16 protein-coding genes are annotated in these 18,980 nt (G+C 60.7%); 4 read left to right on the top strand and 12 right to left on the bottom strand.

Annotated features, from left to right (window positions below; genetic code table 11):
• The first annotated feature begins 118 nt into the window (after positions 1–118).
• The 3 genes from ICY20_RS09730 to nadE all read left to right on the top strand — a co-directional run bounded on the left by ICY20_RS09730 (position 119) and on the right by nadE (position 3,282).
• Entirely contained in the window at positions 119–1,009 is an 891-nt protein-coding gene (locus ICY20_RS09730) for a LysR family transcriptional regulator (protein ID WP_194937369.1), read from the top strand.
• Positions 1,010–1,236: 227 nt separating this feature from the next.
• Positions 1,237–2,451, top strand: coding sequence for a nicotinate phosphoribosyltransferase (gene pncB, locus ICY20_RS09735; RefSeq protein ID WP_116627318.1), 1,215 nt, complete (start codon positions 1,237–1,239; stop codon positions 2,449–2,451).
• A gap of 3 nt (positions 2,452–2,454) precedes the next feature.
• The gene (gene nadE / locus ICY20_RS09740; RefSeq protein WP_159960021.1) at positions 2,455–3,282 is read left to right on the top strand and encodes an ammonia-dependent NAD(+) synthetase; all 828 of its coding nucleotides are present in this window, start codon (positions 2,455–2,457) and stop codon (positions 3,280–3,282) included.
• A gap of 135 nt (positions 3,283–3,417) precedes the next feature.
• Here nadE and azu read toward each other — a convergent pair whose 3' ends face one another.
• A complete protein-coding gene (gene azu, locus ICY20_RS09745) occupies positions 3,418–3,864 on the bottom strand; it encodes an azurin (protein WP_159960019.1) in 447 nt (148 codons plus the stop codon).
• Positions 3,865–4,195: 331 nt separating this feature from the next.
• Between azu and ICY20_RS09750 the strand changes: the two genes are divergently transcribed.
• Positions 4,196–4,378, top strand: coding sequence for a hypothetical protein (locus tag ICY20_RS09750; RefSeq protein WP_033897398.1), 183 nt, complete (start codon positions 4,196–4,198; stop codon positions 4,376–4,378).
• 46 nt (positions 4,379–4,424) lie between these two features.
• Here ICY20_RS09750 and ICY20_RS09755 read toward each other — a convergent pair whose 3' ends face one another.
• From ICY20_RS09755 to rpsF, 11 genes are all read right to left on the bottom strand, one after another.
• Complete coding sequence (locus ICY20_RS09755; RefSeq protein WP_159960017.1) at positions 4,425–5,315, bottom strand: transglutaminase family protein; 891 nt, start codon at positions 5,313–5,315, stop codon at positions 4,425–4,427.
• The gene (locus ICY20_RS09760) at positions 5,315–7,801 is read right to left on the bottom strand and encodes a circularly permuted type 2 ATP-grasp protein (RefSeq protein ID WP_194937370.1); all 2,487 of its coding nucleotides are present in this window, start codon (positions 7,799–7,801) and stop codon (positions 5,315–5,317) included. Before ICY20_RS09760 ends, ICY20_RS09755 begins: the two co-directional genes overlap by 1 nt.
• A gap of 98 nt (positions 7,802–7,899) precedes the next feature.
• Positions 7,900–11,190: a transglutaminase family protein gene (locus ICY20_RS09765; protein ID WP_194937371.1), complete on the bottom strand. Its 3,291-nt coding sequence runs from the start codon at positions 11,188–11,190 to the stop codon at positions 7,900–7,902.
• Positions 11,191–11,366: 176 nt separating this feature from the next.
• Positions 11,367–11,816, bottom strand: a complete 450-nt coding sequence (locus ICY20_RS09770) for a hypothetical protein (RefSeq protein ID WP_194937372.1) — start codon at positions 11,814–11,816, stop codon at positions 11,367–11,369.
• Positions 11,816–12,733, bottom strand: a complete 918-nt coding sequence (locus ICY20_RS09775) for an NAD synthetase (RefSeq protein WP_194937373.1) — start codon at positions 12,731–12,733, stop codon at positions 11,816–11,818. Before ICY20_RS09775 ends, ICY20_RS09770 begins: the two co-directional genes overlap by 1 nt.
• A gap of 222 nt (positions 12,734–12,955) precedes the next feature.
• The gene (locus ICY20_RS09780) at positions 12,956–15,259 is read right to left on the bottom strand and encodes a YgiQ family radical SAM protein (RefSeq protein WP_159960003.1); all 2,304 of its coding nucleotides are present in this window, start codon (positions 15,257–15,259) and stop codon (positions 12,956–12,958) included.
• Positions 15,260–15,356: 97 nt separating this feature from the next.
• Entirely contained in the window at positions 15,357–16,751 is a 1,395-nt protein-coding gene (dnaB, locus tag ICY20_RS09785) for a replicative DNA helicase (protein WP_122487475.1), read from the bottom strand.
• Positions 16,752–16,861: 110 nt separating this feature from the next.
• The gene (rplI, locus tag ICY20_RS09790) at positions 16,862–17,308 is read right to left on the bottom strand and encodes a 50S ribosomal protein L9 (protein WP_003171376.1); all 447 of its coding nucleotides are present in this window, start codon (positions 17,306–17,308) and stop codon (positions 16,862–16,864) included.
• Positions 17,309–17,326: 18 nt separating this feature from the next.
• Positions 17,327–18,220, bottom strand: a complete 894-nt coding sequence (locus tag ICY20_RS09795; protein ID WP_159960001.1) for a YybS family protein — start codon at positions 18,218–18,220, stop codon at positions 17,327–17,329.
• A 36-nt stretch (positions 18,221–18,256) separates the two neighbouring features.
• Positions 18,257–18,487: a 30S ribosomal protein S18 gene (gene rpsR / locus ICY20_RS09800; protein ID WP_003171373.1), complete on the bottom strand. Its 231-nt coding sequence runs from the start codon at positions 18,485–18,487 to the stop codon at positions 18,257–18,259.
• Positions 18,488–18,516: 29 nt separating this feature from the next.
• Positions 18,517–18,939, bottom strand: a complete 423-nt coding sequence (gene rpsF, locus ICY20_RS09805; protein ID WP_003171371.1) for a 30S ribosomal protein S6 — start codon at positions 18,937–18,939, stop codon at positions 18,517–18,519.
• Between the last annotated feature and the right edge of the window lie 41 nt (positions 18,940–18,980).

Raw genomic sequence — 18,980 nt, forward strand, 5'->3', positions numbered from 1 at the left:
CCGCGGCCCGCACGGCGATCCAGGCCTTATTTGTAGCTGGCCCAAGACTTGCCAACAAACGACGATTAGGCGAGATATCATTCCGTTTATTCATGCAAAGCATAAAAAGAGGCACGCCGTGCTGAACAAAAGACATTTGCCCTCGATCACCGCCCTGCAGTGTTTCGAAGCCGCCACCCGCCACTTGAGCTTTACCCGCGCGGCCGAGGAACTAAACCTCACGCAAAGCGCGGTGAGCAAACAGGTGGCGCAGTTGGAAGAGTTGCTGCAACACCTGCTGTTTCGCCGCGTTCGCCGCCGCTTGCAGATGACCCCAGCGGGCGACTTGTACTTGGTGGAGGTGCGCAAGATCCTCACGCAAGTGGAGATGTCCACCCACTACCTGCGCTCTTACGGCGGCGAGACCGAAGTGCTGCGGGTGTCCACGCCCTACACCTTCGGCGCACGCTGGCTGGTGCCGCGCCTCAAGGGCTGGCGGTTGCGCCACCCGCAGATCCACCTCGACCTGTGCAACGAGCAGGAGCCGGACGAACTGCTGCAAGGCAAGGCCGACATGGCCTTCTACTTTGGCCAGGGTTCGCGGCCCGGCACCGAAAGCCTGAAGTTGTTCAGCGAAGAGCTGGTGCCGGTGTGCGCGCCGGAGAGCTTGCCTGCGCAGCCGTTTACCGACCCAACACAACTGAGCGAGCTGGTGCTGCTGCAAAATGCTTCGCGGCCTCAGGGCTGGCATGACTGGTTTGCCAGCCAGGGTTTTCAGACCGAGCACAGCTACCATGGGCCGCGGTTCGACACTTTTTATATGTGCATTCGGGCAGCGCAAGTGGGCTGTGGCGTGGCGTTGTTGCCGCGCTTTTTGGTGGAGGAGGAGCTGGCCGAGGGCAAGCTGGTGATCCCGTGGCAGCACGCGATGCCGAGCCAGGATGCGTATTACCTGGCTTACCCGGAGCATTCGGCAGAAGTGCCCAAGGTTCGGGAGTTTGTGAAGTGGATGATGGAGCAAGTTATTTAGTGCCTGGAATACCGCCATCGGGGGCGAGCCCCCTCCCACATTTACTGAGTTCACAGGTCAAAATGTGTGAATGCAGTCAAGGTGGAAGGGGGCTTGCCCCCGATGAGGCCAGTAGCCACAGCAAAAAATCACTGGCAAACCACCCCTTGCCTATGCGCCACTAGCCCCCTTCCTTAATTGTGCGTAAAGGCCGGCGCCCATCGCCGACCCGTCTGGAGATTCCCGTTATGAGCGAGAGTGTGTTTGCCGATCGCATCGTGCAGAACCTGCTCGACACCGACTTCTACAAGCTGACCATGATGCAGGCGGTGCTGCACAACTACCCCAACGTGGAAGTTGAATGGGAGTTCCGCTGCCGTAACAGCGAAGACCTGCGCCCGTACCTGGCGGAGATCCGCTACCAGATCGAACGCCTCGCCGAATTGAGCCTGAGCCCTGACCAGCTGGGTTTCCTGGAACGCATCAGCTTTATGAAGCCAGACTTTTTGCGCTTTCTCGGGCTGTTCCGCTTCAACCTGCGCTACGTGCAGACCGGTATCGAGAACGGCGAGTTGTTCATCCGCCTGCGCGGGCCGTGGCTGCATGTGATCCTGTTTGAAGTGCCGATGCTGGCCATCGTCAGCGAAGTGCGTAACCGCTATCGCTACCAGACCGTGATCCTCGAACAGGCGCGCGAGCAGCTGTACCGCAAGTTTGATTGGCTGACCGCCAACGCCAGCAGTGAAGAGCTTTCCGAGCTGCAAGTGGCTGACTTCGGCACCCGTCGGCGCTTCTCGTACCGGGTGCAAGAAGAAGTGGTCAGCGTGCTCAAGCACGATTTCCCCGGCCGTTTTGTCGGCACCAGCAACGTACACCTGGCCCGCGAATTCGACATGAAACCCCTGGGCACCATGGCCCACGAGTGGATCATGGCCCACCAGCAACTGGGCCCGCGCCTGATCGATAGCCAGATCGCCGCCCTCGACTGCTGGGTGCGCGAATACCGTGGCCTGCTGGGCATTGCCCTGACCGACTGCATCACCACCGACGCCTTCCTCGGCGACTTCGACTTGTACTTCGCCAAGCTGTTCGACGGCTTACGCCATGACTCCGGCGACCCGGTGCAGTGGGCTGAAAAAGCCATCGCCCACTACCATAAACTGGGCATCGAGCCGATGAGCAAGACCCTGGTGTTCTCCGACAGCCTGTCGTTGCCCAAGGCGCTGGAGATCTTCCGTGCGCTGCGCGGTCGCATTAACGTGAGCTTTGGTATCGGCACCAACCTGACCTGCGATATTCCAGGGGTCGAGCCGATGAGCATTGTGCTTAAAATGACCGCCTGTAATGGCCAGCCCGTCGCCAAGATCTCCGATGAAGCGGGCAAGACCCACTGCACCGACCCCAATTTTGTCGCCTATTTGCGGCACGTTTTCAAAGTACCTGCCCTTTCCAGCAAGGAGTGAATCATGCAAGCCGTACAGCGTGAGATTGCGCAACAGCTCAAGGTTCAAGCACCGTTCCAGGACCAGGCCGCCCTCGAAGCCGAAGTGGCCCGCCGCATCACCTTTATCCAGGATTGCCTGCGCAATTCCGGGCTCAAGACTCTGGTATTGGGTATCAGCGGCGGCGTCGACTCCCTCACCGCAGGCCTTCTGGCCCAGCGCGCCATGCAGGAACTGCGCGCCAGCACCGGTGACGAGGCCTACCGGTTTATCGCCGTGCGCCTGCCTTACGAAACCCAGTTCGATGAAATCGATGCCACGGCGTCGGTGGACTTTATCGAACCGGACGAGCGCCATACCGTCAACATCGGCCCAGCGGTGAAAGCCCTGGCGGGTGAAGTGGCGGCATTTGAGGGCAAGGCGGCGGTGTCCCGCGATTTCGTACTGGGCAACACCAAGGCGCGTATGCGCATGGTCGCGCAGTACACCATCGCCGGCGCAGCGGGCGGTCTGGTGATCGGCACAGACCATGCGGCAGAAGCCGTGATGGGCTTTTTTACCAAGTTCGGTGATGGCGCGTGTGATTTGGCACCGCTGAGCGGGCTGGTGAAGAATCAGGTGCGTTCGATTGCGCGGCACTTTGGTGCGCCGGAATCGTTGGTGGAGAAGGTGCCGACGGCGGACCTGGAAGACTTGTCGCCGGGCAAGCCGGACGAGGCGTCACATGGCGTGACCTATGCCGAGATCGATGCGTTTTTGCACGGGGAGCCGGTGCGGGAGGAGGCGTTCAGGATTATCTGTGAGACCTACCGTAAGACTGAGCATAAGCGGGTCATGCCGTTTGCGCCGTGAGGTAGTCAGATAGTTTTGTGGTGATTGGTAGACCGCTATCGGGGGCAAGCCCCCTCCCACATTTGCCCGAGTTCCAACATGGGAATGCGATCGAATGTGGGAGGGGGCTTGCCCCCGATGAACGATAACGCGGTCTTACTTCAGAACCACCGCGCCTTTCATCATCGAGTTGTGGCCCGGGAACGAGCAGAAGAACTCGTACTCAGTACCCGCCGCCAGCTTGGACACATCAAACGTCACCGAATCTTTCTCGCCTGCACCGATGATCTTGGTGTGCGCGATCACGCGGGTGTCGCCTTCTTTCAGGTAATTCTTGTCGATCCCGGCAGCCATGCCATCGGTGGCTACGGCAGGCATGTCGGCCTTGGTGGTCAGCACCCAGTTATGACCCATCACGTTTTTTGGCAGGTTGCCCGAGTGTTCCAGGTTCACGGTGAAGGTCTTGCAGCTCTTGTCGATGGTGATTTCCTTGGTGTTGAAGGACATCTGATCGGTGGAGTCGACGGTGACCGCGCACTCTGCAGCAAGCAACTGGCCGCTGGCCAGAGTGAGCAGGGAAACAGCAACGAGTTTGGCAAACATGTGAATCTCCAAGGCAGGGTTTAAAAAACGCGTATTGCGACAAGGGTGCCTGATTCAGGCACAAATTCTTATGATCTGTGTCAACGGATTGTATACAACTTTAGGCTATCAGACTTATCAACACAATCTAACAGCCAAAGTCGTACGACTTTTCTATGATCGGCCCACCCCCAATGGAGCCCGAGCCATGCACTTAAACCAACTGTTCAACGGCCTGCTTGCCGCATACGCCTGCGGTAAGTGAAGGCAAAGCACGGTACGAAACTGCTACCATGGCAACCCAAGGCAGCTGCGCGCCGCCAACCTCACCTTCGACCCTAGAGGATCGCCCATGGCCAAACCTAATTACTCCTTCGCCAAACGTCAGAGAGACCTGGCCAAGGAGCAGAAGAAAGAGGAAAAACTGCAACGCAAGAAGGCCGCTGCAGACGAAGAGGCCAATGGGCTGAACGCAGACGTCGACGGTGAAGAAACGAGCGACGAGACCGAAACACCAAAAGATCCAGCTGAATAATTTTCTTTGTGGTGAACCGGTTTGCCAGGCTCACCACAATCTGCCGCTATTGCAGCGGCATCACCGTCACCCGAACCTCCGGGTCATGGCTCCCGCCCCCCAGAATCACCCCCCGCAACGGCGACACATCCGAAAAATCCCGGCCCCAGGCCAGGGTGATGTGCTCCAGTGCCGGCTGCACATTGTTGGTCGGATCGAAATCCACCCAACCCGACACCGGGCAATACACCGACACCCACGCGTGGGACGCATCGGCGCCGATCAGCCGTGGCTGACCGGGCGGTGGCTGGGTCAGCAGGTAACCGCTGATATAACGCGCTGCCAGGCCTCGCGAGCGTAAGCAGGCGAGCATCAGGTGGGCGAAGTCCTGGCACACGCCCCGACGGCGCTCCAGTACTTCCACCAGCGGCGTGGCGACTTGGGTGGCTTCGGCATCGAAGGTGAATTCGCTGAAGATCTTCTGCATCAACGCCTGCACGCCCAGCATTAAGGGCCGCGCAGGCGGGAAGCAACTTTCGGAGAACTCGACGAAAGCTTGCTTCAAATGCACATAGGGCGATTCAAAGCGGTAACGGCATGCCTCGATCACCTCGGCGGTCATCGGCTGGCTGCTGTAGGTCAGGCTGTCGCGGGTCTGGTCCCAGGCCGGTGACTGCTGAAAATCCAGTACCGGTCGCGCCAGAACTTCCACGGTCAGCCCGGCATTCACCAGTAACTCGTCATGGGGCCGTTCAAACGCCAGGCGGGTGATCGGGTTGCCGAACACGTCCAATTCATCGCGCCGCGAAGACGGCAGTGGGCTGATATCCAGTTGCTGCGCAGTGCAGCGTTGCCAGGCGCACGGCCGTGGCCACAGGTGCGCCAGCTGCTGGGCCAGCGACACCGGGCTGTCGTAGTGGTAATGGGTATCGTGGAAAATCTGGTAGCGCGCACTCATCACAGCGACACCGTTTGCTGGCTGACATCATCCACATGGGCAAAGTGGCGCAACGCCAAGCGGTCCGAGACTTGCCCACTCTCATCGGCCACCGCTTGCAGCAGGTCGGCCAGGCCGTCCAACGCGGCACGCACGCTGGACTCACCAAACAACGGGTTCTCCAGGCAACCCAGGTCGAACCGCGCGAGGCGCTCAACCAAGGGGCCGAGGCCGGTTTCCCGGGGCACACCAAAATCATCGTTCAGACGGCGCAAGGTGCGGCTTACCAGCTTCAACTGGAACAGCACTGCATGGGGGTTTTGCTCGTCCAGCAGCAACAGGTCGAGCACCGGGATCAATTGCGGCACCGCCAGGTAGCGCGAACGATAGGTGATGCTGCTGTTGCCCAGTTCCAGCAACCACTCCAGCCCTGCCTGATCGAACACCGCCACGCCGCGCAGGAATGCGGCCAAGCTGCTGCTCAAGAATTGCAGGCGCTCGATGCGCCGGCCCATCATCAAAAAGCGCCAGCCTTCGTCACGGGTCATGTCGTCCAGGGCAAAGCCGGACAACGCCGCCAGGGACATCACCAGGCGATTGAGAAAGTCCAGCAACTCGCCAAAATCCGGTGCTTCGCTTTCCAGCTCCATGGCTTCGCGTTGCAGCTCCACCAGTGCTTGCCAGTTCTCACGGGACAGCTTGCCGCGCACCTGGGACGCCGCCCACTGCAAACGTTGCAGGTTGGCCCGCAGGCTCGACGGCCAGTCATCACCGAGCAAGGCGGCCAACAGGCGCTCAGGCAACTCGCCCTCCTCTGGTAGCAGGCGCAGGGTTTCACCCAGCTCCACCGCCGCCTGCAAAGCTTGTGGGTCATCGCCGTCGACATAGCGGGCCAGCACGATACGCAGCCAGCGCGCACTGTCATCACAGCGCTCGCAGTAACGGCCGAACCAGAACAGGTTTTCAACCACCCGCGAAGGCAGATAAGGATCGCGGCGCACCAGGTCATGAACACCAATCGTGCGTTGCGCGCGCCACTGCTCGCTCCCCGGCGCACCTTCACCCAGTACCCAAGTGTCTTTGCTGGCGCCACCGCGCTGCATCGACACCACTTCGGCATCCGCCTCGGCGGCCACGCGGGTCAGGCCGCCGGGCAGTACGCGATAGCCCTCATCGCTGGCCACGGCATACACGCGCATGCCGATGGCACGGTGTTGCAGATGGTCTTCGACGGTGTGCCACACCGGCGCCTGGGACAGTTGCGCCAGCTCTTGAGCGACGTAGGCGTAGGGCCGCGCACGCATACGTTCGGCCAGGGCCTGGCGCTGTTTTTCGTCCAGATCGCGCCCGAATACCGGGGTGAAACTTTGGGATGGAAACGCCGGCTTGATCAGCAGCTCGGGCAGTTTCTCCAAGGCTTCGGCCAGTACCGGCGCTTCACCGCACCACCAGGTGGCGATGGACGGCAGGATCAGCGCTTCACCAAACAGAAACTCGTTAATCTTCGGCAAAAAGCCGAGCAGACCTGGAGACTCCAGCACGCCGCTGCCCAAGGCGTTGGCCACCAGCACGTTGCCCTGGCGCACCGCATCGAGCAGGCCGGGCACGCCGAGGGCCGAGTCGGTGCGCAGCTCCAGTGGGTCGCAGAAGTCGTCGTCCAGGCGACGCATGATCGCGTGCACACGGCGCAGGCCGCTGAGGGTTTTGAGGAACACGGTGCTGTCGCGCACGGTGAGGTCGCCACCTTCCACCAGCGGGTAACCGAGCTGGCGGGCAAGGTAGAGGTGTTCAAAATAGCTTTCGTTGAAACGCCCCGGCGTGAGCAAAACGATCAACGGCGGCTGGTCGTCGCTGGGCGCCTGGCGGGCCAGGGTTTCCTGCAAGGTGCGGAAGAAACCGGTGAGGTGCTGCACCTGCAAGTCGCGGTACAGGTCCGGGAAGGCGCGGGACACGATGGTGCGGTTTTCCAACGCATAACCGGCACCCGACGGCGCCTGGGTACGGTCGGCGGTGACCCACCAGCGGCCGTCCGGCGTGCGGGCGAGGTCCACGGCGTAGAGGTGCAGGAAGGCACCGTCGGGCGGCTGGATACCCTGGCACGGCCACAAAAAGTTGTTGTGCCCGAACACCAACTCGGCCGGCAGCAGGCCTTCCTTGATCAGACGTTGCGGGCCATAGAGATCGGCGAGTACGGCATTGAGCAGGCGTGCACGCTGGGCAATCCCGGCAGACAGGTGCTGCCACTCTTCGGCCGCCAGCACGTGGGGCAGCAGGTCCAATTCCCATGGGCGGTCGGCGCCCTTGGGGTCGGCGTAGACGTTGTAGGTCACGCCGTTTTCCTGGATCTGCCGGGTCAGCAGCGCCTGGCGCTGGGCCAGTTGCGCAGGGGTGCTGCGTTGCAGGTGGTCGAGCAGGCGCTGCCAATGGGCACGTACTGCGCCGCCGTCATCCAGCAGTTCGTGATAAGTGCCCGGGGTCAGCGGGTAACGGTCGAGCAAGTCGGACATGGAACGCTCGGCAGGGGCAAGGGGGCTCAGATTAACCTACAAACACTGTAAATCTCCTGTGGGAGGGGGCAAGCCCCCTCCCACATTTCGAACCGTGCTCAGTCATTCTTATGGGGGAAGCGCCGCAGATCCAAGGTCATCGGTAATTCATCGTTGATGACCACTGTCGGTACGGGAAGCTTGCCTGGGCTATGCCCCAAACGGAAAAACCGCGCCATCCGCCGGCTCTCCGCCTCATTGGCATTCACCGGCAAGCTGTCGTAATTACGCCCGCCGGGATGCGCCACATGGTACTGACACCCCCCCAGCGAACGCTGCATCCAGGTATCCAGCAAGTCAAACACCAACGGCGCATGCACCGGGATGGTCGGTTGCAGGCAGTTGGCCGGTTGCCAGGCGCGATAACGCACCCCGGCGACAAACTCGCCGACGCGGCCAGTGGCTTGCAGCGGCACCGGGACGCCGTTACAGGTCAGCAGGTAGCGTTGCGGTGGTAGGCCGGTCAATTTGACTTGCAGGCGCTCCAGGGACGAATCCACGTAACGCACCGTGCCGCCCACTGCGCCCTCCTCGCCCAGTACGTGCCAAGGTTCCAGGGCCTGACGCAGCTCCAGCTCGATGCCGCTGACGGCGTAGTCGCCGACCTTGGGGAAACGGAATTCCAGGTGCGCGGCAAACCATTCGGCGCGCAGCGGGTAGCCGGCGGCATTGAGTTCGACGATCACATCGGCAAAGTCCTGCTCGATAAAATGCGGCAGCAGGAACCGGTCATGCAGCTCGGTGCCCCAGCGCGCCAGCTTCGGCGGCGCGTAGGGTTCACGCCAAAAACGCGCAACCAGGGCACGCAGCAGCAGTTGCTGGGTAAGGCTCATGCGCGCATGGGGCGGCATTTCAAAGGCGCGCAGTTCCAGCAAGCCCAGGCGGCCGGTGGCGCCGTCCGGTGAGTAGAGCTTGTCGATGCAGAATTCGGCGCGGTGGGTGTTGCCGGTCACGTCGATCAGCAGATTGCGCAGCAGGCGGTCCACCAACCAAGGCGGGCATTCTTCGCCGGGCTCAGGCATTTGGGCGAAGGCGATTTCCAGTTCGTACAGTGCGTCGTTACGAGCTTCGTCCACCCGTGGCGCCTGGGAAGTCGGGCCGATAAACAGGCCGGAAAACAGGTAAGACAGGGAGGGATGGTTATGCCAGTAGCTGATGAGGCTGCGCAGCAGGTCCGGGCGACGCAGGAACGGTGAATCCTTGGGCGTAGCACCGCCGAGTACAAAGTGATTGCCGCCGCCGGTGCCGGTGTGGCGCCCGTCGATCATGAACTTCTCGGTGGTAAGACGCGTCTGCCGCGCCTCTTCATAGAGAAATTCGGTGCGCTCCACCAACTCATCCCAGGTGGCGGACGGCTGCACATTCACCTCTATCACACCGGGGTCTGGCGTGATGCGCAAGTTGCTCAGCCGTGTATCAGCCGGCGGCTCGTAGCCTTCCAGCAGCACAGGGCAATGCAGCTCTTCGGCGGTGGCTTCGATGGCGGCGACCAGTTCCAGGTAATCCTCGACGCGCTCCAGCGGCGGCATGAACAGGTAAAGCCGCCCCTCGCGGGCTTCGGCGCAAAGGGCGGTGCGGGTGAGCCAGTCGGCTGATTCATCGATCTTCGGCGCGCGATCTTCGCTCAGCGCAGGCTCGCCATGGTTTTGCAGCTGGGTAGTGCTCGGCAAGTTTGGCTGATCCTGATTAGGGTCAGTCGGATGCACAAACGGATACTCCGCCGCCGTCACCCAGGGTTGCGAGGCCAACGGCAGGCGATAGCCCAAGGGCGAATCCCCCGGCACCAGGCGGCAGTGGTTATCCCGCAGGTACCAACGCCCACTCTGCCAGCGGTCATTGGCAGCCGTGCGCGCCAGCGGCAGCACTTGGCCGATGACTTTATCCAGGCCCTGGCTGAACACTTTGCGCAGACGCTCGCGCTCCAGGTCATCGCTCAGACGCGGGTCTTGGGCCGTAACGTTTTGCGGCAACGCACCTTCGCGCCACAGGTAGTAGAAATTGTCTTCGAAGGCCGGGAACACAAAGCGCGCTGGCAGTTTGAGACGCTCGGCAACACTGGCCAGAAAACGCCCAGCCATGGCGCCATCGGCCCCGTAATCCTCTTGCTCATCGGCGATAAGAGCGCTGTTGTGCCAGATCGGCACGCCGTCGCGGCGCCAATAACAATTGAGCGACCAGCGCGGCAGCTGCTCGCCGGGGTACCACTTGCCCTGGCCGAAATGCACCAGCCCCTTGGGCGCGTAGTGTTTGCGCATGCGCTGGAACAGCTCGGCAGACAGGCGGCGCTTGTCCGGGCCGAGGGCGGCGGTGTTCCATTCGGCGCCATCGGGGTCGTCGATGGAGACGAAGGTCGGTTCGCCGCCCATGGTCAGGCGCACATCCTCCTTGAGCAGGTCGCCATCAATCTGCCGGCCCAGGGCCTGGATCGCCAGCCATTGTTCTTCGGTGTAGGGCTTGGTGACGCGCGGCGCCTCCCAAATCCGCTCCACCGACATTTCGTGGGTGAATTCGCACTCGCAGGGTTCCACCAGCCCACTGATGGGCGCCGCAGACGATGGATCAGGACTACACGCCAACGGGATATGGCCTTCACCGGCAAACAGACCGGAGGTGGCATCCAGGCCGATCCAGCCAGCACCGGGCAGATACACCTCGCACCAGGCGTGCAGGTCGGTGAAGTCCACTTCGGTGCCGGACGGGCCGTCGAGGGCTTTGACGTCGGCGGTGAGCTGGATCAGGTAACCGGACACAAACCGCGCCGCCAAGCCCAGGTTGCGCAGTAATTGCACCAGCAACCAGGCCGAATCACGGCACGAGCCGGAGGCGTTTTGCAGGGTGAATTCCGGAGTTTGCACACCGGGCTCCATGCGGATCAGGTAGCCGATATCGGCCGCCAGGCGCTGGTTGAGGCCCACCAGAAAATCCACCGCAGGCAAGGGCGTGCGGTCGATACCGGCCAGGTACGCGGAAAATTGTGGCGTGAGCGGCAGCGTTTCGAGGTACGGCGCCAGCTCCCGCTGCTCATCGGCGGCGTAGCTGAAGGGGATTTTTTCGGCGTAGGGCTCAAGGAAGAAGTCGAACGGGTTGAACACCGCCATCTCAGCGACCAGGTCGACTTCAATGCGTAGCTCATCGGTCTTTTCCGGGAACACCAACCGCGCCAGGTAATTGCCCTGGGGGTCTTGTTGCCAATTGATGAAATGCTGCTCGGGCAGCACTTTCAGCGCGTAGGAGAGAATCCGCGTGCGGCTATGGGCCGCCGGGCGCAACCGCACGATCTGTGGGCCGAGCTCGACAGCGCGGTCGTAGCGGTAATGCGTAACGTGGTGCAACGCGACATGAATCGACACGGCGGCCTCCTGCGAGCCAGGGCATGGGGTTTGACGCGCGCAAGACTTATGCCAGAGCGGCAGTCATTGCGCTTTATCGTAGAGCCCGGTGCAGTACAGCACCAAAACGGCGCCAACGTACGTGCCTTGGTGCAAGAGCTGCACATATTTGTGGCAAGAGGCGGTGAACCTACCAATCAGCGGGGTTTGTGCCGGGCAAGAATGGCTTCGCGCAGATGGCGCACTTCGAGCAGTTTCTGGCGCATTTCACGGTGGCGCTTGCTGTTGAGCAGCAACAACCCAAGCAATGGGAGCAACAGGCTCAAGGCGTACATCACCTTGTTCGGCTGATCATTGAGGGTTGGCAACATCGCCAGAAAGCACAGCCCTAAAAGCCCCACCAACGCTCGCGCCCAGTGGGGACGCCCGCGCGCGATCATGAAGTTGCAATGCACCACAAGCAGCGTGAGCGCGATACCCGTCAGGAAGGAATACTTGACGTTATCCGCCATGGACAGGTTTGGCATGTAGCTATCAAGGAACACTGGGGCCGCCAATACCAGGGTAAAAATGCACGCGAATATCGTCCCCATGAAGACCGGGAAATACGCCGAGAGAAAACTGCGAATGCTGGGCAGCTCATTCATCACTCGGCTTCCTCATACAAACCCACGGCAATCGTGCGTACGTTGCCCGACACCGCACTGCCGGTAAAACCGATGACAGCGCCCAAGGCGTCCTTGATCTGTGTCACGGTTGCATGCTTGACCTCGGTGGGCGTGAACCGCTTGGACAACTCGCCCGACAGCTGCTTGAGCTTGATCATTTTCGAGCTCAGCCGCGGGTCATTAATGCTCAATAGCTCTTTAGTCAGCTTGGCGCGCTCTTGGCGATTCAAGCCCCGGAGTACCTCTCTTACACTTTTCCCCGTGGTTGCCTTGTTCAGCCGAACCAACTTGAGCGTCGCCAGAGAGGATGCGCCAACGCCAACCAATGACGCGGCATCCAGCGCAATCATGGTGTATTGGTACCACTCCTCGCTGTCGAGTTGATCGTTTTTGGCGGGGTTGCGGATTTCATTGACCGTGCGATAGCCGCTGGCAAAACACTGCAACGAGCTGGCTGTCGCAGCGGTGTAGCCGAGCGCCACGACCACCGAGCTGGCCCCCGCCGAAAACGGGACCGCAACGGAGCCACTGAGCACGACGATCCAACCGATCACCGCTCCGGCACACGACAGGGTGGTATTGACCGCCTCCCCCACTAATCGTGACTCTCGCGGGTTGTCTTGCACCTGCTGGGCGAATTGGGTGGGGGCGATGTACTTCTGCGCCTCACGCAGAATCAGCCGCTTGGGCGCGATGCTGCAGATGGGCTGGAATTCGCGCAGGGTGACCACGTTGAAATTGGCATCGATATACACCACACCGGCGCCGACGATGGCGGGGTCGGCATCGATAGCCGCAAACAGGCGCGGCAGGTTGATTTGGCTTTCGATGCGCTGGCGCGCCATGAACTGGGAGCGGTTGGAGTCCATGCCGATGCTGGCCAGGGGGTTGCCCATGGGGGTGTTCTTCCTTGAATTTGGGGGTGACGGGTCTGGCGCCATCGGGGGCAAGCCCCCTCCCACATTTGTCCGCATTCTCATGTCGGAATTCGGTCAAGTGTGGGAGGGGGCTTGCCCCCGATAGCGGCCTAATGGCCGCCACCTTAACAAACAGACTCCCCACAGAACAGAAAGCAAAACGCCAGCACGAGGCTGGCGTTTTGCATATTCAAGCTGCGATCAGCGCGGCACCACCGGCTTGCGCGCAGGCTTACCGCCCTTGCCCTTGGCCGCATCGCTGCGCTCCTTGGCGGCCTGCTTGTTACGCGCCTGGGCCGCGGCCTTGGCTTGCTCACGTTTGTCCCACGGGTTGCTGCCATCGCTGCCGCGCGGTGGCAAACCAGTGTGCTGGGTAAGGATCTTGGTGGTGGTTTCCTTGGCGACCTTATGGCTACCCGCCGGCGTCGAGTTCTTGCGACGGGCGCTCTGGTAGCTGTCGGTGCTCGGCTGGTGCAGCGGGATCAGTTGGTCCTTGCCCGGCCCGATCAGGTCGGCGCGGCCCATGCGCGTCAGTGCTTCACGCAGGATCGGCCAGCCTTTCGGGTCGTGATAGCGCAGGAACGCCTTGTGCAGACGGCGCTGGTCTTCGCTCTTGACGATGGTCACCGCGTCGCTCTTGTAGGTGACCTTGCGCAGCGGGTTCTTGCCCGAGTGGTACATCGCGGTGGCGGTAGCCATTGGCGACGGGTAGAACGCCTGCACCTGGTCGGCACGGAAGCCGTTGCCCTTGAGCCACAGGGCCAGGTTCATCATGTCTTCATCGGTGGTGCCGGGGTGGGCCGCGATGAAGTACGGGATCAGGTACTGCTCCTTGCCCGCTTCCTTGGTGTACTTCTCGAACATGCGCTTGAACTTGTCATAGCTGCCAATGCCCGGCTTCATCATCTGGTTGAGCGGACCTTCCTCGGTGTGTTCCGGGGCGATCTTGAGGTAGCCACCCACGTGGTGGGTGACCAGCTCTTTGACGTATTCCGGCGACTCGACCGCGAGGTCGTAGCGCAGGCCGGAAGCGATCAGGATTTTCTTCACACCCGGCAACGCACGGGCGCTGCGGTACAGCTGGATCAGCGACGAATGGTCGGTGTTCAGGTTCGGGCAGATGCCCGGGAACACGCACGATGGCTTGCGGCACGCGGATTCGATTTCCGGGCTCTTGCAGGCGATGCGATACATGTTCGCGGTCGGGCCGCCGAGGTCGGAGATCACACCGGTAAAGCCCGGCACCTTGTCGCGGATCTCTTCGATCTCGCGAATGATCGACTCTTCGGAACGGTTCTGGATGATGCGGCCTTCGTGCTCGGTGATCGAGCAGAAGGTGCAGCCGCCGAAGCAGCCACGCATGATGTTCACCGAGAAGCGGATCATGTCGTAGGCCGGGATTTTTTCCTTGCCGTACGCCGGGTGCGGAACTCGTGCGTAAGGCATGCCGAACACGTAGTCCATTTCTTCGGTGGTCATCGGGATGGGCGGCGGGTTGAACCACACGTCCACTTCACCGTGCTTCTGCACCAAGGCGCGGGCGTTGCCTGGGTTGGTTTCCAGGTGCAACACGCGGTTGGCGTGGGCGTAGAGCACCGCGTCGCCACGGACTTTTTCTACCGAAGGCAGGCGGATTACAGTTTTGTCGCGGGTCATGCGCGGGCTGGCCAGGATCTGTACGACCTTGGCCTCCTCAGGATCATCCACCGGGCCTTTCTCTTGCTCGATGGCGCAGGCCTGGGTGTCCTGGGTGTTGACGTACGGGTTGATGATCTTATCGATCTTGCCCGGGCGATCGATACGCGTGGAGTCCACTTCGTACCAGCCCGCGGGCGTGTCACGGCGAATGAACGCGGTGCCGCGTACGTCGGTGATGTCTTCGATCTTGTGGCCCCACGACAGGCGCTGGGCAACCTCGACGATGGCCCGCTCGGCGTTGCCGTACAGCAGGATATCGGCGGTGGCGTCGATCAGGATCGAGTTGCGCACCCGGTCTTGCCAGTAGTCGTAGTGAGCGATGCGGCGCAGGGAAGCTTCGATGCCGCCGAGTACGATCGGCACGTTCTTGTAGGCTTCCTTGCAACGCTGGCTGTACACCAGGCTGGCGCGGTCCGGGCGTTTGCCGGCCATGCCGCCTGGGGTGTAGGCGTCGTCGGAGCGGATCTTTTTGTCGGCGGTGTAGCGGTTGATCATCGAGTCCATATTGCCGGCCGCGACGCCGAAGAACAGGTTCGGCTCGCCAAGCTTCATGAAGTCGTCTTTGGACTGCCAGTTCGGCTGGGCGATGATGCCGACGCGAAAGCCCTGGGACTCCAGCAGCCGGCCGATGATTGCCATGCCGAACGACGGGTGGTCAACGTACGCATCACCGGTGACGATGATGATGTCGCAGGAATCCCAGCCAAGCTGATCCATCTCCTCCCTGCTCATCGGCAGGAATGGCGCAGGACCGAAACATTCGGCCCAGTACTTGGGATAGTCAAATAACGGCTTGGCTGTTTGCATGACGGTGACCGGTGTTGAGATGAAAAATCGCGGGCGCGGAATATAGCACAAATTTTGATCAATTCCGACCTTTGCAGTCGGAATTGCAGACGCTTATTTACTCGTCATCGAAGTTGTAACTGCCCGGCGCCAGGTTTTCGAAACGGGTGTATTTACCGATAAACGCCAGGCGCGTCGTACCGATAGGGCCGTTACGTTGCTTGCCGATGATGATCTCGGCAATGCCTTTGTGCTCGGTTTCCGGGTGATACACCTCGTCGCGGTAGACGAACATGATCACGTCAGCATCCTGCTCGATCGCTCCGGATTCCCGCAAGTCGGAGTTGATCGGGCGTTTGTTCGGGCGTTGCTCCAAGGAGCGGTTGAGCTGGGACAGCGCCACCACCGGGCAGTTGAATTCCTTGGCCAGGGCTTTCAACGAGCGGGAGATCTCGGAAATTTCGTTGGTACGGTTGTCACCGCCGGACCCTGGAATCTGCATCAACTGCAGGTAGTCGATCATGATCAGGCCGACATCGCCGTGCTCACGCACCAGGCGTCGGGTGCGCGCACGCATCTCCGATGGGCTGATACCCGCCGTGTCATCGATGAACAACTTGCGGTCGTTGAGCAGGTTGACCGCCGAGGTCAGGCGCGGCCAATCGTCGTCTTCAAGGCGACCGGCCCGCACTTTGGTCTGGTCGATACGACCGAGGGACGAGAGCATCCGCATGATCAGCGATTCACCTGGCATCTCAAGGGAGTAAACCAGTACAGCTTTTTCGCTGCGTAACACGGCGTTTTCCACCAGGTTCATCGCGAAGGTGGTTTTACCCATCGATGGACGGCCCGCGACGATGATCAAGTCAGCCGGCTGCAAGCCGCTGGTCATGCCATCGAGGTCGGTGTAGCCGGTGGACAAGCCCGTAATGGCGTTGTCGGTGTTGAACAGGGTATCGATTCGGTCGATAGCCTTGGTGAGCAGCTCGTTGACGCCCACCGGGCCGCCGGTCTTTGGCCGGGCTTCGGCGATCTGGAAGATCTGCCGTTCGGCTTCATCGAGGATTTCTTCGGCAGTGCGCCCCTCGGGGTTGAAGGCACTGTCGGCGATCTCTGTGGCGATACCGATCAACTGACGCAAGGTGGCCCGCGCGCGAACGATCTGCGCATAGGCCTTGATGTTGGCGACCGACGGGGTGTTTTTCGCCAGCTCGCCGAGATAACCGAGACCGCCCACTTGCGAGGTCTGACCTTCCTTGTCCAATTGCTCGGCAAGGGTCACGACGTCGATAGGGGAATTCAGGTCTGCCAGCTTGGCAATGGCCCGGAAGATCAGGCGATGGTCATGGCGATAGAAATCACCGTCCGAGACTTGATCCAGCACGCGCTCCCAGGCGTTGTTGTCCAGCATCAAACCACCGAGCACGGCCTGTTCGGCCTCGATGGAATGCGGCGGCACCTTCAGGGCAGCGGTTTGCAGATCGTATTGCTCAGGAGCTGAAATATCGTTCATGGCCACTTGGAATTAGGGGATCGTAGAAAAACAAAAGGCACGACCTGTAAACAGGATCGTGCCCGATGTTAACCGGCTGACACGCGAGGTGCCAGTCAGTTAGGTGCTGCTTAAGCTGCTACCACGACAACGCGTACGGTGGCTTCAACTTCAGCGTGCAGGTGCACGGCTACGTCGAATTCGCCTACGTTGCGGATGGTGCCGTTCGGCAGACGAACTTCGCTCTTCTGCACTTCAACGCCGGAGGCGGTCAGTGCATCAGCGATGTCGTGGGTGCCGATCGAACCGAACAGCTTGCCTTCGTCACCGGCGGTGGCAGTGATAGTCACTTCCAGCTCAGCCAGTTGGGCAGCGCGAGTTTCGGCCGAAGCTTTTTTGTCTGCTGCTGCTTTTTCCAGCTCAGCACGACGCTCTTCAAACGCAGCCAGGTTGGCAGCGGTTGCAGCGGTGGCTTTGCCGTATGGCAGCAGGTAGTTACGACCGTAACCGGCCTTAACGTTCACTTTGTCGCCCAGGTTGCCCAGGTTGGCGACTTTTTCCAGAAGGATCAGTTGCATGTGAAAATCCTCTAACTTTTAACCTTCACCGTTCGCGTTATCGGCGTCTTTCGGCGCCAGACGACCGCGAAAATCAATCAGGCCGTCGACAATGGCCAAAACCACGAGTAACGGATAGATCAGCTGCATGAACAGCACCATCGTGACGTACAACCCCACCAGCCAAAACTTGGCCAGGCGCTTATGCGCGACCAGCCCGTGAATCAGGGCCAATCCGGCAAACATCAGCGGTACGCTGCAAAACAGCATCATCAAGGCCATCTGCGAACCGAGGTTCGGCCCGATAACCATGAGCGCCAGCAGCAACATCGCCGGGCCAGCGGGGATTCTGATACTGCGAAACTCGCGACCAAAACCACCCGGGTTGTACAACAACGCCTGCCAGTAACGCCCAAGCATCAGGCTCAGCACGCTGACGATCTGCATCATTACCGCCATCAGGCCGATCAGGGCCGGTGCTATCAGTGCCGCAAGACGCGCTCGCTCATCTACCGAAAACTGCTGGTAGAGTTCCCCGAGGGCCATCGGCAGGATCTTGACGATCTCCTGCGCCAGCGCCTCGATTTGCGGGTGGAAAGCCGCGCCAAGCAACACTGAAAACACCAAACCCAACGCTACGCTGACCAGCAGCGTGCGGACCCAGGATTCACTTGCGCGCAAAACCAACGCAAGGCTCGACGACCCCAACAGCACCATAAGCACCTTGGGTTCGCCCAATTGCAGCCACCAGATCAAGGCGGCCAACAACCCCAGGGCCAGGACGCCAAAGGCATCCCGCAAACCGCGCCGCAGGAGCACAAGGCATCCGGCGGCAGCACCCAACCAATACAACAACGGCAATGCCGCACAGCCGGCCACTACCAGAGTGGCCTGCATACGACCGCGCATGATGAACTCAGCTAAGGCGCGCATGCATTCAATCCCTTACTACTTGTCGACTGCCCGGTCTCAGCGGCCGTGGCTGTCGGTGTAGGCCAGCAGGGCCAGGAAGCGGGCGCGCTTGATAGCGGTGGCCAGCTGACGCTGATAACGTGCTTTGGTACCGGTGATACGGCTTGGAACAATTTTGCCGGTCTCGGATACGTAGGCTTTCAGAGTGTTGAGATCTTTGTAATCGATCTCCTTCACTTCTTCAGCGGTGAAGCGGCAAAACTTACGACGACGGAAGAAACGTGCCATTTGATAGGCTCCTTAATAAGGTCCGTGGATTACTCGTCAGCGTTATCGCTGCTGTCGCTGTCATCACTGTCAGCGCTATCAGCGCCTTCGTGCTCAGGACGGTCGCGACGCTCACGGCGCTCACTGCGGTTTTCTTCAGCCTTGAGCATCTCGGATTGGCCGGTAACGGCTTCTTCGCGACGGATGACCAGGTTACGGATCACTGCATCGTTGTAGCGGAAGTTGTCTTCCAGCTCGGCCAGGGCCTTGCCAGTGCACTCAACGTTCAGCATCACGTAGTGAGCCTTGTGAACATTGTTGATTGCGTAGGCCAGTTGACGACGACCCCAATCTTCCAGACGGTGGATTTTGCCGCCGTCTTCTTCGATCAGCTTGGTGTAACGCTCAACCATGCCGCCGACTTGCTCGCTTTGATCCGGGTGGACCAAAAAGATGATTTCGTAATGACGCATGAATGCTCCTTACGGGTTGTAGCCTGCCGCTCAAAAACGGT

This window comes from Pseudomonas pisciculturae (genome assembly GCF_015461805.1).
In the GTDB taxonomy this organism is placed as follows: domain Bacteria; phylum Pseudomonadota; class Gammaproteobacteria; order Pseudomonadales; family Pseudomonadaceae; genus Aquipseudomonas; species Aquipseudomonas pisciculturae.